The following is a 20,467-nucleotide window of genomic DNA, read 5'->3' as shown; positions in this document are numbered from 1 at the left end:
TATTTTTAGACCTTAAATTTTATAGGTAGATGCACCACTTTTTTGGTTTCAAAAAAATCTTCTGAATAAAAATCGGAAATGTTATAGATTTGGGCAGTTTTATAATCTTGTAATTCTTCGGTCAGATCACCGCCCTTTAAATATAATATACCATTTTTGAGCTCATTGTTTTGCTTTTTTGCTACTTTCCCTTTTATCCAATGTACGAAAGTTGGCATGGCTGCAACTGCTCGACTGACAATAAAATCGTAGGTATCATTAATATCTTCAACACGAGTGTGGGTTGTTTTGACATTTTCCAGACCCAATCCCTCTACAACCTCCTCAACAACCTTCAGTTTTTTGGCTATACTATCAACTAAATGAAATGAGCATTCAGGGAATAATATCGCCAATGGAATTCCAGGAAAACCACCACCTGTTCCTACATCCATAATTTTAGTTCCATCCTTAAATTGAATTACCTTTGGAATAGCCAATGAGTGTAACACGTGACGAAGATATAATTCATCAATATCCTTACGAGAAACGACATTAATTTTTAGGTTCCAATCTTGATATAATGACTCTAATTTTCTGAATTTAACGATCTGATCATCAGTTAAATTTGGAAAATATTTAAGAATAAGCTCCATTTCATTGAATTTTCAACAAAAGTAACCATTTTTTGTGCATATTTTTATGAAAACTTTATGTTAGAGCAGACCTATATTAGTTATCTTTGGCAACATAAGATAACTTGGTTTAGAACCAAATTTGATTTAATAGCAACAGCATGACAAAACAAACACTATCTTTTTCAAGAACGGATTCTGCAAAATTCTTCAGAACATTGAACAAACGTGTTAATGCCTACTTTAAAGACAATAACATCAAACGTACTGGAAACTGGAAACTATGGTTAAAGACCATAGTTATGTTTTCATTATTTTTAGCACCTTACTTTTTAATTCTAACACTTAATATTCCTGGTTGGGCTCAATTACTATTAACAATTGTTATGGGAATTGGTATGGCTGGAGTTGGTATGAATGTGATGCATGATGGCAATCACGGATCCTACTCTAACAAAGAATGGATTAACCGACTCATGGGAAGTAGTATTTATATTCTGGCCGGCAACGTCTACAATTGGAAAGTACAGCACAATGTACTTCATCACACCTATACCAATATCCATGGACATGATGAGGATTTAGAGGCAGGTAGAATTTTGCGTTTTACAGAACATTCTGAATGGAAATGGCATCATAAATTCCAGCACTATTATTCTGTGTTACTTTATGGACTATTGACAATTAATTGGGCAATAACCACAGATTGGCAGCAAATGAAGCGTTATATGCAACGTAAATTGTCCTACGGGAAATTTCCAAACCCAGTTTGGAACTGGAGTAAATTGGTAATCTCAAAACTAATTTATGTGGGTATATGGATTGTGATTCCAATGCTGTTTTTAGATATTGCTTGGTGGAAAATACTTATTGGTTTCTTTATTATGCATTACACAGCCGGACTTATTTTAAGTGTGGTTTTTCAGTTGGCTCACGTTATGGAAGATGCCGAAATGCCATTACCTGAAGAATGTGGCACCATGAAAAATTCTTGGGCTGTGCACCAACTAAAAACAACCGTTAATTTTTCAACTAAAAATCGTATTGTGAATTGGTTTACAGGTGGTTTGAATCATCAGGTCGAGCACCATATATTTCCGCATATTAGCCATATTCACTATACCAAAATATCTAAAATAGTTAAAGAAACGGCTAAAGAGTTTAATTTACCTTACAACGAATACAAAACAACCCGTAAGGCTGTAATAGCCCATTTCAAACATCTGAAAGAAATGGGAATGAGACCAGTTACACTGCAGGCCTAATCAATCACATCAATATTAATGGGGATACTTTCAGAAAGAGTTTTGAATATGTCTACTTCTGCCACATTAGCTATGGCAGCAAAAGCTCGAGAATTAAGAGCTGAGGGAAAGGACATTATAGGTTTAAGTTTGGGTGAACCCGATTTTAACACACCTGATTACATTAAAGAAGCTGCTATAAAAGCCATTAATGAAGACTATAATTCTTACTCGCCAGTAGATGGTTATGTTGAGCTTAAAGAAGCCATAATTACCAAATTCAAGCGCGATAACAATCTTGATTACTCGTTGCCGCAAATAGTCGTTTCAACAGGTGCCAAACAAGCTTTATACAATATAGCTCAAGTGATGCTCAACCCAGGTGACGAAGTGATACTCCCATGTCCATATTGGGTTAGTTACTCGGATATTGTGAAGCTTGCCGAAGGTATTCCCGTTGAAGTCGAAACCACTATTGCTAGTGATTTTAAAATGACTGCCGAACAATTGGAAGCAGCCATTACACCCAAAACAAAAATGATCTGGTATAGTTCGCCTTGCAATCCAAGTGGCTCATTATATAGTCAGGAAGAATTGCGTGCTTTGGCTGATGTTCTTCAAAAACACCCTCATATTTATGTGGTTTCTGATGAAATATATGAGCATATAAACTTCACAGAAAATGGACATGCGAGCATGGCTCAATTTGAAGACATGTACGATAGAACTATAACCGTTAATGGTGTATCAAAAGCTTTTGCCATGACTGGATGGCGCATTGGTTACATTGGAGCTCCAGAAGTGATTGCCAGAGCTTGCAATAAAATGCAAGGACAAGTTACTAGTGGCGCCAACTGTATTGCGCAACGTGCAGTGATAACCGCACTAAACGAATCACCGTCGCGAGTGGATTATATGATTAGCGAATTTAAAACACGACGTGATTTGGTTCTAAAACTTTTAGAAGATGTTCCTGGTTTTATAAACAATACACCTGAAGGTGCTTTTTATGTATTTCCTAATATTTCAGCTTTCTTCGGAAAAACCTTAAGGGGAAAAACTATTAACAATGCTAACGATTTCTCACTTTACTTATTGGAAGAAGCCCTGGTAGCTACAGTAACTGGAGATGCCTTTGGAAATCCAGATTGTATTCGTATTTCTTATGCAGCCAGTCAAGAGCAAATCATTGAAGCCATAAAACGTATTAAGGAAGCCGTAAGCTAGCAAATTTAAAAGAAGTAGAAAAACAAAGAAAGTACAACACTCATTATCACACTAAATATGGTAATAATTTTACGTTTTCTATCTTGCTGCTCTTGACGTAAACGTTCTCTTATTTCTCGTAAGACCTGCGGTGAAGCTTTGGTTTTTTTAAACTCAACTTTCTTATTATTAACAGAAGATAAAGTGTTTTTCAGCTTATCTCGTTGTGATAACAAGCCTTTATTATTTTTTATAGCAGTTATAGCTGATTGAACAACACCAAAACTCATATTAATCAATTTAAATAATTATCCATTAAATATTGAAAAGTTAAATCAACAAATACATGTTGAATTCTCTATAAACATGTCGTGCTTTGAATATATTATTAAACACACAGTAAAGTTCCAATTAAGTGCTTATACTATATAAGTAGATAAAATTTAAAAAAAGTTACATTGGCATAGAGTTCAGCAGCCAGGTACTATAAATACATAATCAAGAAGATAACTAGAAATAACGAAACCTTTAAAGTAACTTCTGCGGCACAATTGGTATTATAAAAGCAACCTTTTATTGATTGTCTTTTAACAAAAAGTGATTTTTCGTCTAAATTTCTGTAGTTTGAGTTTACCACAGACTTATAATTTGAAGTTAACAAGCCCATTGGCTTATTGTGAATAGATAAACTTTGTTTAGGAAACGGGTCTAAATCTTCAGTAGTAACTAATAATTCCATTTTTAATATTTTTAATTGGTTATATAAGATAGACGAGCAACCAATTAAAATGTTACAAAACGAAATTACAAATTGTTGGATTTCTATCTGTTACGCCAGAAAAACGGGGTTAGTAGTATTAAGACCGTGAATAATTCCAATCGGCCAATGAGCATTAAAAATGCACTCCACCATTTTCCCATAGCAGGTAATGCAGCATAATTGTTAACTGGCCCAAAATCTCCTAGTGCAGGTCCAACATTACCTAAACTGGAAGCCGCCAAACCAACTGAAGATTCGAAGTTAATTCCAAACATAGAGAACACCAAAGCCCCAACAATAAAGGAAAGCATATATAAAATAAAAAATGCTAGAACATTAAAAACAATATCACCTGTAACAGCTTTAGTATTGTAACGAACTGGTATAATGGCATTGGGATGTAATGACCTTTTAAATTCCATGAATCCATTTTTAATCATAATAAGGTGACGAACAACTTTGACACCTCCAGATGTACTTCCTGCTGAACCTCCCAAAAACATCAATCCAAAAAAGAAAACTACCAAAAATGGAGACCATAACGTATAATCTGCACTAACAAAACCTGTGGTGGTAATTATAGCTAATACTTGAAAAAGGGCATGCCTAAAAGCACTTTCCCCTTCTCCCCAAACCATCGGATGCGCTACAGAAGAAATTGATGGATCTGCTTTGAAATAAATAATCAAGGCTGCAATCACCGTGAATATGGATACAAAAATGAAGTAGAGCTTAAACTCTTCATCCTTTATCACCTTTTGAATTTTACCTTTGAATGCGAAATAACTTAAAACAAAATTGGTTCCTGCTAAAAACATGAAAACAATAATGATGTACTGAATGATTGGTTGGTGATTCCAATGAGCAATACTGGCATTTTTGGTGGAGAATCCGCCTGTTGACAAGGTGCACATAGCATGATTAATCGCGTCAAAAAAGGTCATCCCTGCCAATTTTAACAATAAGGTTTCAGCAACGGTATAGCCAAAATAAATCAACCATAATCTCTTGGCCGTATCCGTTATTCTGGGATGCAGCTTGTCGGCATTGGGACCTGGTGCTTCAGCAGCAAATAACTGCATGCCACCTATGCCCAATAATGGTAAAATGGCAATAGCCAAAACAATTATCCCCATACCGCCTATCCAATGTGTAGTACTTCTCCAAAAAAGAACACCATTTGGAACTGCTTCAATGTCATTGAGTATGGAGGCACCAGTAGTCGTATAACCAGACATCGTTTCAAAAAAGGCATTCGTGAATTCCGGAATCGTGTTGGTAAAAATATAGGGTAGCGTTCCTGATAAGGTCATGATTATCCAACCAAAAGTAACCACAATATAACCTTCCCGCTTGTTCATCTCCTTTTTGTGATCTTTAGTTCTAAACATCACAATACCTCCAGCTATAATAGTCACAATTCCAGCAAGAAGAATTTTAAGCGTGACACCATCTTGATAAATAAGGCTAATCAATGCCGATAACAGCATAAATCCTCCATTGAACAACAACAGTAGTCCTAAAAAATGAAAAATAATTTTGTTGTTGAGTTTCATATTTTACAAGAACAGTCTTTCAACCTCTTCAATAGAACGCGGGAGACCACAAATAACCACTTTATCGCCTTCCTGAATCATAAAATCACCCAAGGCTATATAGCCAATATTATCTCGTATAACGCCTCCTATAATAGCCGATCTTGGAAAACCAGCATCCTTGATGAGTTTATTGCAAATTTTCGAAGTTGATTTCACTTTAAATTCCAAAAGTTCGGCATTCATGTTGTTAAGCTTGGTCATGGCAACCACATCACCTCGTCTAACATATCTAAAAATATTATTGGCTGCCAAAAGCTTTTTATTGATAAGTGTATCTATTCCTATGGATTGGGACAACTCAAAATAGTCCATGTTCTCTACTAGTGAAATGGTTTTATTGACATTTTTAGATTTTGCCACTAAACTCGACATGATATTAATTTCACTATTACCAGTAACAGCAATAAAGGCATCCATATCTGCTATATTTTCTTCTTCCAGTAAATCAACATTTCTTCCATCTCCGTTGATAACTAATACATTGGGTAATTCATCGGCTATATCAAATGCACGTGTCTTATCTTTTTCAATTAACTTAACATTGAATTTACTATTAGCTAAATCGCGAGCCGTTTTATAACCAATTTTACTACCACCTAAAATCATGACATTCTTGATATCAGTATTGGCTTTACCAGTAATTCTGCAAAGCTCTTCTGCACCACCTTCCGAAGTAATAAAAACAACATGGTCGCCCTCTTTCAGTTGCGTGTCTCCTCTTGGAATAATCGTAAACTGCGTTCCAAAACGTTGAATAGCTATTGGCACAAAATGTATCTCCGGAAATATTTGAGCCGCCTCCTTAACAGTTTTACCAGCAAAAGCCATTGTTCTGGACAAATCAAATCCAACCATAGTTAAGGCGCCACCTTCAAAAGCGTAGGTATCACTAAAAGCTGATTGATCTAGTAATAATCTAATTTCAGATGCTGCCAATGCTTCAGGAGAAATTAACTCATCAATTCCAAATTTGGTAAAACCAACCTCATCTTTATGATTAATAAATTCGGTATTGGAAATTCTAGCAATGGTCCGTTTTGCTCCCAGTTGTTTTGCTAAAACGCAAACAGTAATATTGGTGGTTTCTGATGAGGTTACGGCTATAACCAAGTCACTGGACTCAACGCGTGCATCCTTTAAAATGGATATAGAGGTAGCATCTCCTTTAATAACTTTGATATCCAAATGATTATCTGCATAAAGCAAACTATCTTTATTAGTATCTATTAGGGTTATTTCTTGTGATTCGTAAGACAATAATTTTGCTAAATGAAATCCCACTTCACCAGCACCAGCAATAATTATTTTCATCTACTAACTTTTATTGTTTTTATAAGGTTAGATGTAACCTCAAATAACTAAATACACAATAATCTCGCATTGCATTACAATAATTTAATTAGTTTCGGTTTCATGTGTAGTTTTACTAAAAAGCTATACAAATATAAAGTAAAAATTACTATTGCCATATTATTTAGGGCTTTATAATAAATTACTAACTAGTTGCTTAATCCTTTGCTAATAGTTTATATTTGCCTAAAAAAATTCAGAATTTGTCAAAAGTAAAACCATATAAAGACAGTAACTTGGGTAAAAAGGAACAGGTAACCCAAATGTTCGATAACATTTCTGAAAATTACGACGGGCTAAATCGTGTCATTTCATTTGGTATTGACGTATCTTGGAGAAAAAAGGTCGTTGCTATTGTAAAAGCTTCCAACCCACAAACCGTTTTGGATATTGCTACTGGAACAGGTGATTTGGCTATTAATTTAGCTGAAACCAAGGCTAAAAGAATTGTGGGATTGGACATCAGTAGTGGTATGCTGGAGATTGGCAAACAAAAAGTCTTGAAAAAAGAATTGGAAAATACCATAGAAATGGTGTTAGGAGATTCAGAAAATATGCCTTTTGAAGACAATTATTTTGATGCCATTACGGTTGCCTTTGGTGTTCGTAACTTTGAAACCCTTGAAAAGGGTCTTACTGAAATATATCGGGTTTTAAAGCCTGGAGGTGTCTTTGTTATTTTAGAAACTTCAATGCCCACAAAAACTCCTTACAAACAAGGCTATAACTTTTATACAAAAAATATTTTGCCAGTTATTGGTAAAATCTTCTCAAAAGATAAAAGCGCTTATAAATATTTATACGAATCAGCTTCTGTATTTCCTTTTGGTGAGGCTTTAAACAATATTTTACGTAAAATTGGGTTTATTAATGTTAATGATTTACCACAAACTTTTGGTGTGGCTACCATTTATACGTCATCTAAATAAAACTATGAAGAATATATTTGTTCTACTCGTATTTATTTTAACCTTTCAATCGGTTTCTGCTCAACTATTCTCAAAAGAAAAAATTAGAAATTTAGATAATGAGGATAAGAAGTTTTTGAGTTATGGTTATTTTCTTGGGTTTAATAGTTATGATTTTAATTTTGACTATGAAAGAGATCGTGCAGACATTCTTGTTCAAAAAGGAACTGGTTTTAACGTTGGACTTATAGGAAATATGCGAATTCATGAATATATAGACCTCCGGTTAGAGCCTGGATTATATATCTCAACGAGAACTTTAGAGTATGACGAAAGTTATTTTGAAGGTTACGACGATTTTAAAGAATCAGATTTAACTAGAGAGGTTAAGTCTACATACATTCATGTTCCTCTGCTGGTAAAATTCTCCACTAAACGATTAAATAATTTTAAGCCCTTTATTGTAGGTGGTGTTTCAACGGCTTTAAATTTGTCTAGCAACGAAAAAAACCCTGATGATAATAGTGCTGGCCAATTTAGAACTAAAAGGAACATGTATTTTTATGAAGTAGGTTTCGGAATTGACTTTTACTTATACTACTTCAAGTTTACCCCATCTATAAGAGGCGTTTTTGCTATTAATGATGAATTGGTACGTGATATGGACCCAAATAGTCCATGGACTGGAAATGTGACAAGCATGAAAACGAGAGGTGTTTTTATAAACTTTACGTTTCAATAAAACACAGTTCTTTTAAATTCACTTAACAAAATGGCTGTAGCAGTGGCCACATTCAAGCTTTCTGTTTTTTGTAGTTCCCCAAATCTTGGGATACTGATTTTGTGTGATATCTTTTTTTCTAAACTTTTAGAAATACCATTGGCCTCATTACCCATGATTAAAATCCCAGTTTTAGGCAGCCTTGTTTGATAAACATTTTTGCCATCCATGTATGCTCCAAAAGTCGGCAATTTTACTTCATCTATGAATATTTCAAGATTTTTATATGAAACATTTACTCGGGTTAAAGAACCCATGGAGGCTTGAATGACTTTTGGATTATAACAGTCAACGGTCGTTTCGCTACACACTAATTCTGAAATACCAAACCAATCACACAATCTAATTATCGTTCCTAAATTACCAGGATCTCTAACAGCATCTAAGGCAACTATCAATTGATTTATATCAACGGGCTTGCCTCTTGGTATTTTAAAAACTCCTAGTGCTTGATTGGGAGATTTCAAAAAGCTAATTTTTTTCAAATCGCTTTCAGAAATAATCGTTTCTTTTTTGGCATCAATATTGAAGGAGCTTACAGTGAACAATTGTTCTAACTCGTAATTTGAGTTCAAAAATTCTGTAATAGTTTTAATGCCTTCAACAACAAAAAGTTGATGTTCCTGTCTAAACTTTTTGTTTTTTAGACTAGTTATTAATTTTATCTGATTTTTTGAAAGCATGATTCTTTATTAGTATTTTAAGAACTTAACGCGAATTAGTCATTATTGTGTATTCCGTTTTATGGTTATATTATTTGATAACATTTGTCACATAAAAAATGTACTTTTGAATTCAATATTCGGTACAGTTTGCAACAAAACAGAGTAATACGTAATATTTATTAATCAACTTTAAATATAAATGATAAGCACTTGAAAAAAGGCGCTCCAAAAATAGTATTAAATATTATCATTGTATTGCTATTTGCATCATGTAATTCAATAAAACGTGTTGCTGAAGACGAACATTTATTGGTAAAAAATACAGTTTACGTTAATGACAAAGTTAATAAAACAGAAACCATCAATAATCTGTTATACCAAAAAGAAAACAGAAATCTATTAGGCATCCCTTTTAGGTTATACATTTACAATACTGCCAGACCCAATATTGATTCCATTGTCAATTCCAATATTGATAAAAAACCAAAAAAAAGAGAACGATTAGAACGATTCTTATCTAAAAAGCAATTAGACAAGTATGTAGAATCTCGTATTGGCTTCAATAACTGGTTAAAAAAAACAGGGGAAGCACCTGTGTTAATTGATGATAAAAAAATTGAACGATCAGTTAACCGCTTGGAGGCTTACTATTTTCACCATGGCTGGTTTAATGCGAAAGCTTCATCTAAAATAAATAAGGATGATAATCGGAAAGCGACAGTTGATTATTACATTACAACTGGGGAGCCCTATATAGTAGATTCGCTTTCAACCAAAATTGATTCTCCAATCATTGATTCGCTTTACACCCAATCAACAAGCAAGTCACACATAAAACTTAACAAACAATATGAAACAGCCACATTTGAGCTTGAAAAAGATAGACTAACAACCTATTTTAGAAATCACGGCGTTTATCATTTCAGTGAAGATTATGTCTTTTTTGAAATGGATACGGTTGAAACTAACAAAAAAGTCAAAGTTGATCTACAAATCCAAAATCGATTAGTAAAAACGGAGGATTCGTCTAAAAGAGTTCCTTTTAACATTTACAAAATTAAGAATGTTAACATATTTACTGATTATTCATATAGAAAAAGGAATAAAGCCATAATAGATTCTGCTAGTTATGAAGGCTATGATTTATTTAGTAATGATAAACTTCGGTTTAAACCAAAAGCCTTAACTGATGCTGTTTTTATAAAACCTGGTTCGGTTTTTAGAGATAATGATCGAACCATGTCATACCGACACATTTCTGAATTGAGAACATTCAAGTATCCAAATATTGAATACATTGAAAATGCCGATACAACACTCACTGCCAATGTATATCTAACTCCTCTCAAGAAGTTTGGTCTTAGTTTTAGCGCCGAAGTTTCTCAAAGCAATATCCAACAAATTGGATTGTCATTCAACCCATCTGTATTAATGAGAAACGTTTTTGGTGGAGCCGAAACACTTGAATTAACGGCTTTCGGAAGTATTGGAGCATCTAAGGACGCCGCAAATGATGAAGATCGTTTTTTTGATATTCAAGAATGGGGAGGGGATCTCAAGTTAACCATACCAAGAATATTTTTTCCACTAAATACGGAGAAAATCATACCAAAAAGCATGTCACCAAGTACACGAATCAGTCTCTCAACTTCAAACCAAACTAATATTGGTTTGGACAAACGAACGTTTACTGGTGCCATAAATTATAAATGGCGTCCAAATGACAAAGTAACCAATAGATTTGATTTATTAAGTTCACAGTATGTTAGAAATCTTAATCCGGATAACTATTTTAACGTTTACAGCACCTCTTTTAATACCTTGAATGATATTGCACAAGATATTGGATACGTTGGTCCTGATGAAGAATTAGGAATACCAGATCAAGCCAATCAATTTATTAGCGAAGCCTTGAGCAATAATCCTCCTTCAGGTTTAAGCCCAGATGACATTCAAACCATCAACAATATAGATGAGAGACAAACAAGACTAACCGAAAATAACCTGATTATATCTTCTAGTTTTAATTATGTACGAGATAATAGAACCAGTTTATTTGATGAAAATTTTTCAATTTTCAGGGTCAAGCTAGAATCTGCTGGCAATGTATTGTCTTTAGCTTCCAGCGTTTTTGATTTAGAAAAAAATGACAATGGCAACTATGAAATTTTTAATGTTGCCTACTCTCAATATATAAAACCAGAGTTGGATTATATTAAGCATTGGGATTTTGGCAGAAAAAAAGTTTTAGCTTTCCGAACCTTCTTTGGTATTGCAATTCCCTACGGAAACTCAAACAGTATTCCTTTTTCTAAAAGTTTTTTTGCTGGAGGAACCAATGATAATAGAGCTTGGACAGCTTATAGTTTAGGGCCTGGTAGTTCGGACAGCAATGACGAATTTAACGAGGCTAATTTAAAAATTGCTTTAAACCTAGAATATCGATTTAATATTTTTGAAGATTTTTATGGAGCCTTTTTTGCTGATGCTGGGAATATCTGGAATGTATTGGATAATGTTGAAGATGAAAATGCCACCTTCGATAGTTTTAGCTCATTGAAAGATATAGCACTCGGTTCAGGGTTTGGCTTAAGATATGATTTCGGGTTTGTAGTTTTTCGTTTTGATACTGGTTTTAAAACCTATGATCCTTCTTACCAAAACGCCAATAGATGGTTTAATGATTACAACTTCAAAAGTGCTGTTTACAATATAGGTATCAATTACCCCTTTTAGCCGTTTAATTTTATTATTTTTGTTTATCTAAATTTTTAAAATATGTCTCATAATATAAAACCAGGAGTTGCAACTGGAAATGAAGTTCAAGCTATTTTTAAACTGGCCAAAGAAAAAGGTTTTGCGCTGCCTGCCGTTAACGTTGTTGGATCAAATAGTATCAATGGTGTATTAGAAACTGCTAGGGATCTTAATGCGCCTGTAATTATTCAGTTTTCAAATGGCGGTGGCGTTTTTAATGCAGGAAAAGGATTAAGTAATGACAATCAAAAAGCTGCCATAGCGGGTTCTATTGCAGGTGCTAAACATGTGCATCTTTTAGCAGAAGCTTATGGTGTTCCTGTAATTTTACACACAGATCATTGCGCAAAAAAACTCTTACCTTGGATTGATGGTCTTTTAGATGCCAGTGAAAAACATTATGCAGAAACTGGAAAACCACTATACAGTTCGCACATGATTGATTTGAGCGAAGAACCTCTTGAAGAAAATATTGAAATCTGTAAACAATACCTATCAAGAATGAGCAAGATGGGCATGACTTTAGAGATTGAGTTAGGAATAACTGGTGGCGAAGAAGATGGTGTTGACAATACCGATGTGGATGATTCCAAACTCTACACCCAACCTGAAGAAGTTGCCTATGCCTTTGAAGAATTAAGTAAAATTAGCAATCAGTTTACCATTGCTGCAGCATTTGGTAATGTCCATGGAGTTTACAAACCAGGAAATGTGAAGCTTACTCCAAAAATCCTTAAAAACTCTCAAGAATACGTGAGTCAAAAATTTAATGTTGGTCATAATCACATTGATTTTGTGTTTCATGGAGGTTCAGGTTCTTCAGTTGAAGAAATTCGTGAAGCTATAGGTTATGGTGTTATTAAAATGAATATTGATACGGATATGCAATATGCTTTTATGAGTGGTGTACGTGATTATATGAAAGAACATGAAGCTTATTTACAATCGCAGATTGGAAATCCTGAAGGTGATGATGTTCCGAACAAAAAGTATTATGACCCACGTGTTTGGCTTCGTAAAGGTGAAAACACGTTTGTTGAAAGGTTAAAAAAGGCTTTTGAAGACCTTAATAATGTAAATACTTTATAACTTTGCACGCTAACTAACTTTAAAATAAGCATTGTATGTCTTGGTTTAAAAGAAAAGAAAAGGGGATTCAAACGTCAACAGAAGAAAAGAAAGACACACCCAAAGGACTGTGGTACAAATCACCTACTGGCAAAATAGTTGACGCCAAAGAATTGGAACAAAACTACTTTGTAAGCCCTGAAGATGGATACCATGTCCGAATTGGTAGTAATGAATACTTCAGTATCCTTTTTGATGATAATAAATTCAAGGAACTAGATATCAAATTAGAATCTAAAGACCCTCTAAAGTTTGAGGATACTAAAAAATATCCAGATCGACTAAAAGCTGCCCAAGAAAAGACCAAACTTAAGGACGCTGTAAGAACAGCCGTTGGAAAATCTAAAGGAAAAGATTTGGTTGTCGCTTGTATGGATTTTAGTTTTATTGGCGGTTCCATGGGAAGTGTTGTGGGCGAAAAAATTGCACGAGCTGCTGATTATTCTTTAAAGAAAAAAATACCTTTCATGATTATCTCTAAATCTGGAGGGGCACGTATGATGGAAGCGGCTTTGTCTTTAATGCAGTTGGCTAAAACCTCTGTTAAGTTAGCGCAATTGGCTGATGCAGGTATTCCATATATTTCTCTGTGTACTGACCCAACTACAGGAGGTACTACGGCATCATTTGCCATGTTAGGAGACATCAATATTGCTGAACCTGGTGCTTTAATTGGCTTTGCTGGTCCACGAGTTGTACGTGACACCACGGGTCAGGAGCTACCTGAAGGCTTTCAAACATCTGAATTCTTGTTGGAGCATGGCTTTTTGGATTTCATATCCCATAGAAAAGACCTGAAAAAGAAAGTAAATTTATATATTGATTTAATAACCAATCAACCTTTAAGAGAATAAAAAAAGCGACCGATTGGTCGCTTTTTTCTTATGATAAATTTTTATTCTATTATCTCAAAATAATATCGATTGTTTCGCCATTATTAAAAGTAAAAGTAGCTTGATTATCACAAGCTCCATCTCCATAATCTAATACGCCTCCAAAAAAGGTTCTTTCAACATCTAGTGAGCCTCCTACAAAATGATAACAAGTAACCTCTCTACGTAACGGCAAAACCACTTCATAAGCATGACTGTAACCGTTTCTAAACGTAGCATTCCAGTATCCTGTAACTTCAAAAACATTATCTGTAAACACACCACTGCCGAATCCTTCAATCCATTCCCTTACTATTTGCCCATCACGAGATGCTTCAACTCCATTAGGCCAAATAACGGTAATATCTACTGTATGTGTAAACTGTGGATTACCATTTTCATTGGACAAAACCCTTAAGATTGAGTTATTTCCAATGACGTTTTTAGCATCAAAATAAAAATCATTTAACACATAGTCCAAACTAACCTGTTGAGCTTGAGGGTCACGTTCCCAAGTAATTACAATTTGACCTCTATATAAATGGCCACGAATCATACAGCCACTTTCGGCAAAGTCAATAGTCAATTCTCTGAAGTTTTGTTGCATTACTAACGTCCGAGTTACGCAATCCGGCATTTTAGCAAATGAATTATTAGTTCCACGAGTTTCATCAGCTTCCTGATTTTCGTAAGTTTCAATAATAAAATCTTCTAATGCTGCTGAAACTTCATCCATTTCAGCGGCTTGCATCATTTCAGACACACCCTGTTCTTGTGGCACAACGTCCGTAGAATCATTCTCGGTGCACGCGGTAAATGTCAGCCCTAAAACCACAAGAGCTAAAACCACCTTTGTTACTTTTAATGTTTTCATCATTACTTTTTTATAGTTAATATAATGTTAAGACGTTATTATAACGCAAAGGTTTAATGAAAATTATTTTTTTGGGGAAATAATTATTCTTTAGGAAAACTTGCAAATGGCTAAAAATTACTATATTTGCCGCTTGAAAGAAAACCTTTCATATACATAACAATCATTTACAAAAATATTAGCATGTATTTAACTAAAGAAGTAAAAGAAGAGATTTTCTCAAAGTACGGTAACGGTAAAAACGATACAGGTTCTGCAGAAGGTCAAATTGCGTTATTTACGCACAGAATTAATCACTTAACAGAACACTTAAAAAACAATCGTAAAGATTTCAATACCGAGCGTTCTTTGGTAAAGTTAGTAGGTAAGCGTCGTGCTTTACTAGATTACTTAACTAAAAAGGATATCATGAGATATCGTGCCATTGTTAAAGAATTAGGATTAAGAAAATAATCACAAATAAGAGGCTTCGCGCCTCTTTTTTGTTTAAATAACACTCATACGAAAGAGTCTAACAATCGTAAATAAGAAGCTAGTTTTCAAGTAGTAATCTTGAAACAAATGGGTTTTTCATTGGTCAAACAACAACTACACAACAACACAACGACCATTGTTTAACAAAATCTATATGCTTAAGTGTATAGATATTAGAATTAAAATTTATGATTCCAAAAGTATTTAGAGAGGTCATTGACCTTGGTGACGGTAGAGAGATTTCTATTGAAACCGGAAAATTAGCAAAGCAGGCACATGGTTCTGTTGTTGTGCAATCTGGAAACTGTATGCTTTTATGTACAGTCGTTTCCAATTACAAACAAAGTGATGTAGACTTTTTACCACTAACGGTAGATTACAGAGAAAAATTTGCTGCTGCAGGACGTTACCCTGGTGGGTTCTTCAAAAGAGAAGCAAGACCAAGTGATGGTGAAGTATTGACTATGCGACTTGTAGATCGCGTTTTACGTCCATTATTCCCAAAAGATTATCACAGTGAAACACAAGTCATGATTCAATTAATGTCTCATGATGAAAATGTGATGCCAGATGCTATGGCTGGTTTGGCTGCTTCGGCCGCAATCCAATTATCCGATTTTCCTTTTGAATGTCCAATTTCAGAAGTGCGTGTTGGTCGTATTAATGGTGAGTTTATCATTAATCCTTCCTTTGCACAATTAGCAGAGAGTGATATTGATATGGTTATTGGTGCTTCTGCCGATTCTGTTATGATGGTGGAAGGTGAAATGGATGAAATTTCTGAAGAAGAAATGACTGAAGCCATTAAAGCTGCCCATGAAGCCATTAAAGTACAATGCGCTGCTCAAGTAAGACTTGCTGAAGCTGTTGGAAAAAAAGAAACACGTGAATATGAGCCAGAACGTGAAGATGAAGATTTGGCAAAGAAAATTCATGATATGGCATATGATAAAGTATATGCTGTTGCTAAAGCAGGATCATCTAAACATGAAAGAGGTGCGGCTTTTGCAGAAATAAAAGATGAAATCATGGCTTCTTTTTCTGAAGAAGAATTAGAAGATATCGGTGGATTAGTATCCAAATACTACGGAAAAGCTGAAAAAGCCGCTGTCCGTGATTTAACGTTGAATGAAGGTCTACGATTAGATGGTCGTAAAACAACCGATATCAGACCAATTTGGTGTGAGGTTGATTATTTACCTTCTACTCATGGTTCAGCTATCTTTACTCGTGGTGAAACGCAAGCATTGGCAACTGTAACGTTAGGAACAAGTAGAGAAGCCAACCAAATTGATATGCCATCTTTTGAAGGTGAAGAACGTTTTTATCTTCATTATAATTTCCCACCATTTTCAACTGGTGAGGCAAGACCCATTAGAGGAACATCGCGTCGTGAGGTTGGTCATGGAAACTTGGCACAACGTGCCTTAAAAGGTATGGTTCCAGAAGATTGTCCGTATACTGTGCGTGTCGTTTCAGAAGTATTGGAATCTAATGGTTCATCGTCTATGGCAACCGTTTGTTCAGGTACTATGGCATTAATGGATGCTGGTGTCCAATTGAAAAAACCTGTTTCAGGTATTGCCATGGGATTAATTTCTGAAGGTGACAAATATGCTGTTTTATCAGATATATTAGGTGATGAAGATCATTTAGGTGATATGGACTTTAAGGTAACAGGAACTGCCGATGGTATTACGGCTTGTCAAATGGATATCAAAGTTAAAGGATTGTCTTATGAGATTTTGGTTAAAGCCCTAAAACAAGCACGAGATGGTCGTTTACACATTCTTGAAAAATTAACCGATACTATTGCGGTACCTAACGCAGATGTTAAGCCACATGCACCTAAAATGGTTACAGCCATTTTACCAAATGAACTCATTGGAGCATTTATTGGACCTGGTGGAAAAGTGATTCAAGAATTACAAAAAGAAACCAAAACCACCATTGTTATCAATGAAGATCCAGTTACTGAAGAAGGTATTGTTGAGATTCTTGGTACTGATCAAGAAGGCATAGATGCGGTATTAGCCAAAATTGATTCCTTGAAATTCAAACCTGAAGTTGGTAGCATTTATGAGGTGAAAGTTATCAAAATGCTTGATTTTGGTGCTGTTGTTGAATATACGGAAGCACCTGGAAATGAAGTGCTTTTACATGTTAGTGAATTAGCTTGGGAACGTACAGAGAATGTGTCAGACGTGGTTAACATGGGAGATGTATTTGATGTAAAATACTTTGGTATTGACCCAAGAACCAAAAAGGAAAAGGTATCTCGCAAAGCTATTTTACCAAAACCAGAAGGATGGCAAGATAGACCGAAACGTGACAATAACCGTGGAGGCAACAACAATCGCGGGCGCGATAATCGAGGACGTGACAACCGTCGTGATGATCGTAAGCCAAGAGAAAACAGAAATGACGATTAATTCTGATTTTTCAGATAAAAAAAATCCCACCAAATTTGGTGGGATTTTTATTTTCTATTTGTTAATACTATTTAGGCATATAGTCTTTCATAGTTTCCATTTGTTTGTCGTCTAAAACAGAACTCATGTCTTTTTGAAAATCTTTGTCCAAAAGCAAGGTGTTTTGAATTTTTTCAGATTGGGTTCCGATACTATCAGCATTTGAAAGCGATCCTTCACCTTTTACCCCTAATAGCTTTTGAAATTTTGCACTTTTCAGACTTTTTAGAACTAATGCAGAAACTTGTGCTTGTTGCTTTTCGTTTAAATTTAGTCTAGAGGTTAAAATCTGTACTTGATCATCTGCCAATACTTCTAACATCGATTTGCCAGCAGATTGATTTAACGGTGTTATATTTTGCCCCATAACAGGCATCACACCTAGTGCAAAAAATAGAATAAGTAGTTTCTTCATGATAAATTTTTTAAGGTTAAATCTAATGACAAGATACTACATTTCAATAAATTAATACCAAAGGCAGCTGAATATCGCAAATTCTTTAAAGTTTTTTCATCTTTTTGTAACAAAATCTTCTGTTTATACGTATAACTATATGGAACCCTTATGTTCCAAACAATTTAAACACTAAATTCTTTACATGAGACAACTTAAAATTACCAAGCAGGTTACCAACAGGGAAACTGCTTCGTTAGACAAATATCTTCAAGAAATTGGAAAAGTTGACTTAATTACCGCAGACGAAGAAGTAGAATTAGCACAGCGTATCAAAGCTGGAGATCAAATAGCTCTAGAAAAGCTTACAAAGGCTAACTTACGTTTCGTTGTATCGGTAGCAAAGCAATACCAAAACCAAGGTTTAACCTTACCTGACTTAATTAATGAAGGTAATTTAGGCTTAATTAAAGCCGCGCAACGTTTTGATGAAACACGTGGTTTCAAATTCATTTCGTATGCTGTATGGTGGATTCGTCAATCTATTCTACAGGCACTGGCAGAACAATCGCGAATTGTACGTTTACCATTGAACAAAATTGGTTCTATCAACAAAATCAATAAGACTTTTGCATTTTTAGAGCAGGCTCATGAGCGTCCACCAAGTGCTGAAGAAATCGCCAAGGAATTGGATATGACCATTAATGATGTTAAAGAATCCATGAAGAATTCTGGTCGTCATGTGAGTATGGATGCGCCTTTGGTTGAAGGTGAAGATTCTAACTTATACGATGTATTGAATTCTGGTGAATCACCTAATCCAGACAAGGAATTATTGCACGAATCTTTACGTACAGAAATTGAACGTGCCCTAGAAACATTAACACCTCGTGAGGCTGATGTTATTCGCTTATATTTTGGTTTAGGAAACCAACACCCAATGACTTTGGAAGAAATTGGTGAAACCTTCGATTTAACACGCGAACGTGTCAGACAAATTAAAGAAAAAGCTATTCGTAGATTAAAACATACGTCTAGAAGTAAAATATTGAAAACATATTTAGGTTAGTAAGCTAATTACGACTAAATAACCGTAACAAACAGTTACAAAACATAACTGTTCGTTTTTTGATTGATGAAAGAACCCTCGGCTGATTACCGAGGGTTCACTTTTTTGCACTATTTTTGCGCAAACAAACAACACACTAAAAATGAGTTCTAAATTAATAGCACCCTCCATGCTAGCTGCCGATTTTGGCAATCTACAACGTGATACGGAAATGGTTAATAACAGTGAAGCCGACTGGTTCCATATTGATGTCATGGATGGCCATTTTGTACCCAATATTTCTTATGGTATGCCAGTTATTCAAGCCATTAAAAAACACGCAACCAAACCTTTGGATGTGCATTTAATGATTGAAAAACCTGAACGCTATATTGAGGAGTTTGCTAAAGTAGGCGCCGATATTATTACCGTGCATTATGAATCAACGATTCATTTACATAGAACTTTAACCCAAATTGAAGATGCAGGGTGTAAGGCTGGTGTAGTTTTAAATTTAACAACACCTGTTTCGGTATTGGAAGATATTTTACCAAAATGCTATATGGTGTTATTAATGTCTATAAATCCAGGTTTTGGCGGTCAAAAATTTGAGGACATAACTTATCATAGGATAACTAAACTTCGTAAAATGATTGATGAGCGCGGTCTAGATACTCGAATTGAAGTTGATGGCGGTGTTACTGATAAAAATATTAAACAATTAGTTGATGCTGGCGCAGATGTATTCGTCGCTGGAAGTCATGTTTTCAAAAACCCTGATCCAACAGAAACAATTAAGCAATTAAAAACACTTGCTAACTCATAAAAAAAGCTCCATGTTGGAGCTCTTTTATTTAATATTGTTCTAAAAGATAGTTTATTAAATCTGTAGTCGTTACAATACCAACTAACTCACCATTATCTTCTACTGGCAACGCATGAAATTCTCTTTTAGATAATATTTCTGCGACTTCTTTTATTGTTGCACTTGAAGAAACACTAATTAAATTTTTGGCCATAACCTGTTCAATCGTAAACATATTGTAAACTATAGTGTCCACTGTATCTTCATCTTCATCAATAGCATCAGCAAAACTTATGCGCAACAAATCAGTATAGCTTAACATGCCTTTAATGTGGTTACCACTAACCACAGGTATATGTCTGATATGGTATTTTTTAAACAAACGCTCGGCGGTTTCTAAATCATCTGTAGTATTTAGGGTAATGACTTTTTTAGTCATTATTTCTGAAATTGGTGTTCTTTTTTTCATGACTTGAAGTTTTAAATTCACCTTTAAAATTATGAATCTTAACTACCAA

20 protein-coding genes are annotated in these 20,467 nt (G+C 34.7%); 11 read left to right on the top strand and 9 right to left on the bottom strand.

All coding sequences use genetic code 11. The features are described 5' to 3' along the window. Positions 1-5: 5 nt before the first annotated feature. The gene (gene rsmG / locus C1T31_RS03855) at positions 6-635 is read right to left on the bottom strand and encodes a 16S rRNA (guanine(527)-N(7))-methyltransferase RsmG (protein WP_103051120.1); all 630 of its coding nucleotides are present in this window, start codon (positions 633-635) and stop codon (positions 6-8) included. Between the two features lie 140 nt (positions 636-775). Here rsmG and C1T31_RS03850 point away from each other — a divergent pair, with 140 nt between their 5' ends. Beyond that, a complete protein-coding gene (locus C1T31_RS03850) occupies positions 776-1,879 on the top strand; it encodes a fatty acid desaturase family protein (protein ID WP_103051119.1) in 1,104 nt (367 codons plus the stop codon). Between the two features lie 18 nt (positions 1,880-1,897). Beyond that, entirely contained in the window at positions 1,898-3,085 is a 1,188-nt protein-coding gene (locus C1T31_RS03845) for a pyridoxal phosphate-dependent aminotransferase (protein WP_103051118.1), read from the top strand. Between the two features lie 5 nt (positions 3,086-3,090). Here C1T31_RS03845 and C1T31_RS03840 read toward each other — a convergent pair whose 3' ends face one another. From C1T31_RS03840 to trkA, 4 genes are all read right to left on the bottom strand, one after another. Further along, entirely contained in the window at positions 3,091-3,354 is a 264-nt protein-coding gene (locus tag C1T31_RS03840; RefSeq protein WP_103051117.1) for a hypothetical protein, read from the bottom strand. Between the two features lie 194 nt (positions 3,355-3,548). After that, positions 3,549-3,803, bottom strand: a complete 255-nt coding sequence (locus tag C1T31_RS03835) for a hypothetical protein (RefSeq protein WP_103051116.1) — start codon at positions 3,801-3,803, stop codon at positions 3,549-3,551. 83 nt (positions 3,804-3,886) lie between these two features. After that, positions 3,887-5,380 carry a TrkH family potassium uptake protein gene (locus C1T31_RS03830; RefSeq protein ID WP_103051115.1) on the bottom strand — a complete coding sequence of 498 codons (1,494 nt, stop codon included), beginning with the start codon at positions 5,378-5,380 and terminating at the stop codon, positions 3,887-3,889. Positions 5,381-5,383: 3 nt separating this feature from the next. Further along, positions 5,384-6,733 (bottom strand): Trk system potassium transporter TrkA, encoded by a 1,350-nt coding sequence (gene trkA / locus C1T31_RS03825; RefSeq protein WP_103051114.1) that lies wholly within the window; start codon positions 6,731-6,733, stop codon positions 5,384-5,386. Between the two features lie 242 nt (positions 6,734-6,975). Between trkA and ubiE the strand changes: the two genes are divergently transcribed. Together ubiE and porT are read left to right on the top strand one after the other, a co-directional pair. Then, complete coding sequence (ubiE, locus tag C1T31_RS03820) at positions 6,976-7,701, top strand: bifunctional demethylmenaquinone methyltransferase/2-methoxy-6-polyprenyl-1,4-benzoquinol methylase UbiE (RefSeq protein WP_103051315.1); 726 nt, start codon at positions 6,976-6,978, stop codon at positions 7,699-7,701. 4 nt (positions 7,702-7,705) lie between these two features. Further along, on the top strand, positions 7,706-8,422 hold the full coding sequence (gene porT, locus C1T31_RS03815) for a type IX secretion/gliding motility protein PorT/SprT (RefSeq protein ID WP_103051113.1): 717 nt from the start codon (positions 7,706-7,708) through the stop codon (positions 8,420-8,422). Here porT and C1T31_RS03810 read toward each other — a convergent pair. After that, entirely contained in the window at positions 8,416-9,144 is a 729-nt protein-coding gene (locus C1T31_RS03810; protein ID WP_103051112.1) for a TrmH family RNA methyltransferase, read from the bottom strand. The two genes, porT and C1T31_RS03810, sit on opposite strands and share 7 nt — an antisense overlap. Positions 9,145-9,336: 192 nt before the next feature. Between C1T31_RS03810 and tamL the strand changes: the two genes are divergently transcribed. From tamL to accD, 3 genes are read left to right on the top strand one after another with little or no spacing between them, the layout of a single operon-like run. Next, on the top strand, positions 9,337-11,862 hold the full coding sequence (tamL, locus tag C1T31_RS03805) for a translocation and assembly module lipoprotein TamL (RefSeq protein ID WP_103051111.1): 2,526 nt from the start codon (positions 9,337-9,339) through the stop codon (positions 11,860-11,862). A 42-nt stretch (positions 11,863-11,904) separates the two neighbouring features. Further along, positions 11,905-12,972, top strand: a complete 1,068-nt coding sequence (gene fbaA, locus C1T31_RS03800) for a class II fructose-bisphosphate aldolase (protein ID WP_103051110.1) — start codon at positions 11,905-11,907, stop codon at positions 12,970-12,972. A 35-nt stretch (positions 12,973-13,007) separates the two neighbouring features. Next, positions 13,008-13,865 carry an acetyl-CoA carboxylase, carboxyltransferase subunit beta gene (gene accD / locus C1T31_RS03795; protein WP_103051109.1) on the top strand — a complete coding sequence of 286 codons (858 nt, stop codon included), beginning with the start codon at positions 13,008-13,010 and terminating at the stop codon, positions 13,863-13,865. A gap of 49 nt (positions 13,866-13,914) precedes the next feature. On the opposite strand, the gene C1T31_RS03790 is transcribed toward accD, so the two are convergent. Next, entirely contained in the window at positions 13,915-14,760 is an 846-nt protein-coding gene (locus C1T31_RS03790) for a hypothetical protein (protein ID WP_243398893.1), read from the bottom strand. 180 nt (positions 14,761-14,940) lie between these two features. Between C1T31_RS03790 and rpsO the strand changes: the two genes are divergently transcribed. After that, positions 14,941-15,210, top strand: a complete 270-nt coding sequence (gene rpsO, locus C1T31_RS03785) for a 30S ribosomal protein S15 (protein WP_103051107.1) — start codon at positions 14,941-14,943, stop codon at positions 15,208-15,210. Between the two features lie 209 nt (positions 15,211-15,419). Beyond that, positions 15,420-17,663 carry a polyribonucleotide nucleotidyltransferase gene (locus tag C1T31_RS03780; RefSeq protein ID WP_103051106.1) on the top strand — a complete coding sequence of 748 codons (2,244 nt, stop codon included), beginning with the start codon at positions 15,420-15,422 and terminating at the stop codon, positions 17,661-17,663. A 67-nt stretch (positions 17,664-17,730) separates the two neighbouring features. Here the strand turns inward: C1T31_RS03780 and C1T31_RS03775 are convergent, their stop codons facing one another. After that, positions 17,731-18,117 carry a hypothetical protein gene (locus C1T31_RS03775; RefSeq protein ID WP_103051105.1) on the bottom strand — a complete coding sequence of 129 codons (387 nt, stop codon included), beginning with the start codon at positions 18,115-18,117 and terminating at the stop codon, positions 17,731-17,733. 184 nt (positions 18,118-18,301) lie between these two features. Here C1T31_RS03775 and C1T31_RS03770 point away from each other — a divergent pair, with 184 nt between their 5' ends. Together C1T31_RS03770 and rpe are read left to right on the top strand one after the other, a co-directional pair. Further along, a complete protein-coding gene (locus tag C1T31_RS03770) occupies positions 18,302-19,165 on the top strand; it encodes a sigma-70 family RNA polymerase sigma factor (protein WP_036121481.1) in 864 nt (287 codons plus the stop codon). Between the two features lie 142 nt (positions 19,166-19,307). Then, positions 19,308-19,970: a ribulose-phosphate 3-epimerase gene (gene rpe / locus C1T31_RS03765; RefSeq protein ID WP_103051104.1), complete on the top strand. Its 663-nt coding sequence runs from the start codon at positions 19,308-19,310 to the stop codon at positions 19,968-19,970. Positions 19,971-19,998: 28 nt separating this feature from the next. Here the strand turns inward: rpe and C1T31_RS03760 are convergent, their stop codons facing one another. Continuing rightward, on the bottom strand, positions 19,999-20,418 hold the full coding sequence (locus C1T31_RS03760) for a CBS domain-containing protein (RefSeq protein WP_103051314.1): 420 nt from the start codon (positions 20,416-20,418) through the stop codon (positions 19,999-20,001). Between the last annotated feature and the right edge of the window lie 49 nt (positions 20,419-20,467).

It is taken from the genome of Hanstruepera neustonica, assembly GCF_002895005.1.
In the GTDB taxonomy this organism is placed as follows: Bacteria; Bacteroidota; Bacteroidia; order Flavobacteriales; family Flavobacteriaceae; genus Hanstruepera; species Hanstruepera neustonica.
This window is presented reverse-complemented; position numbering and strand designations above follow the sequence as displayed.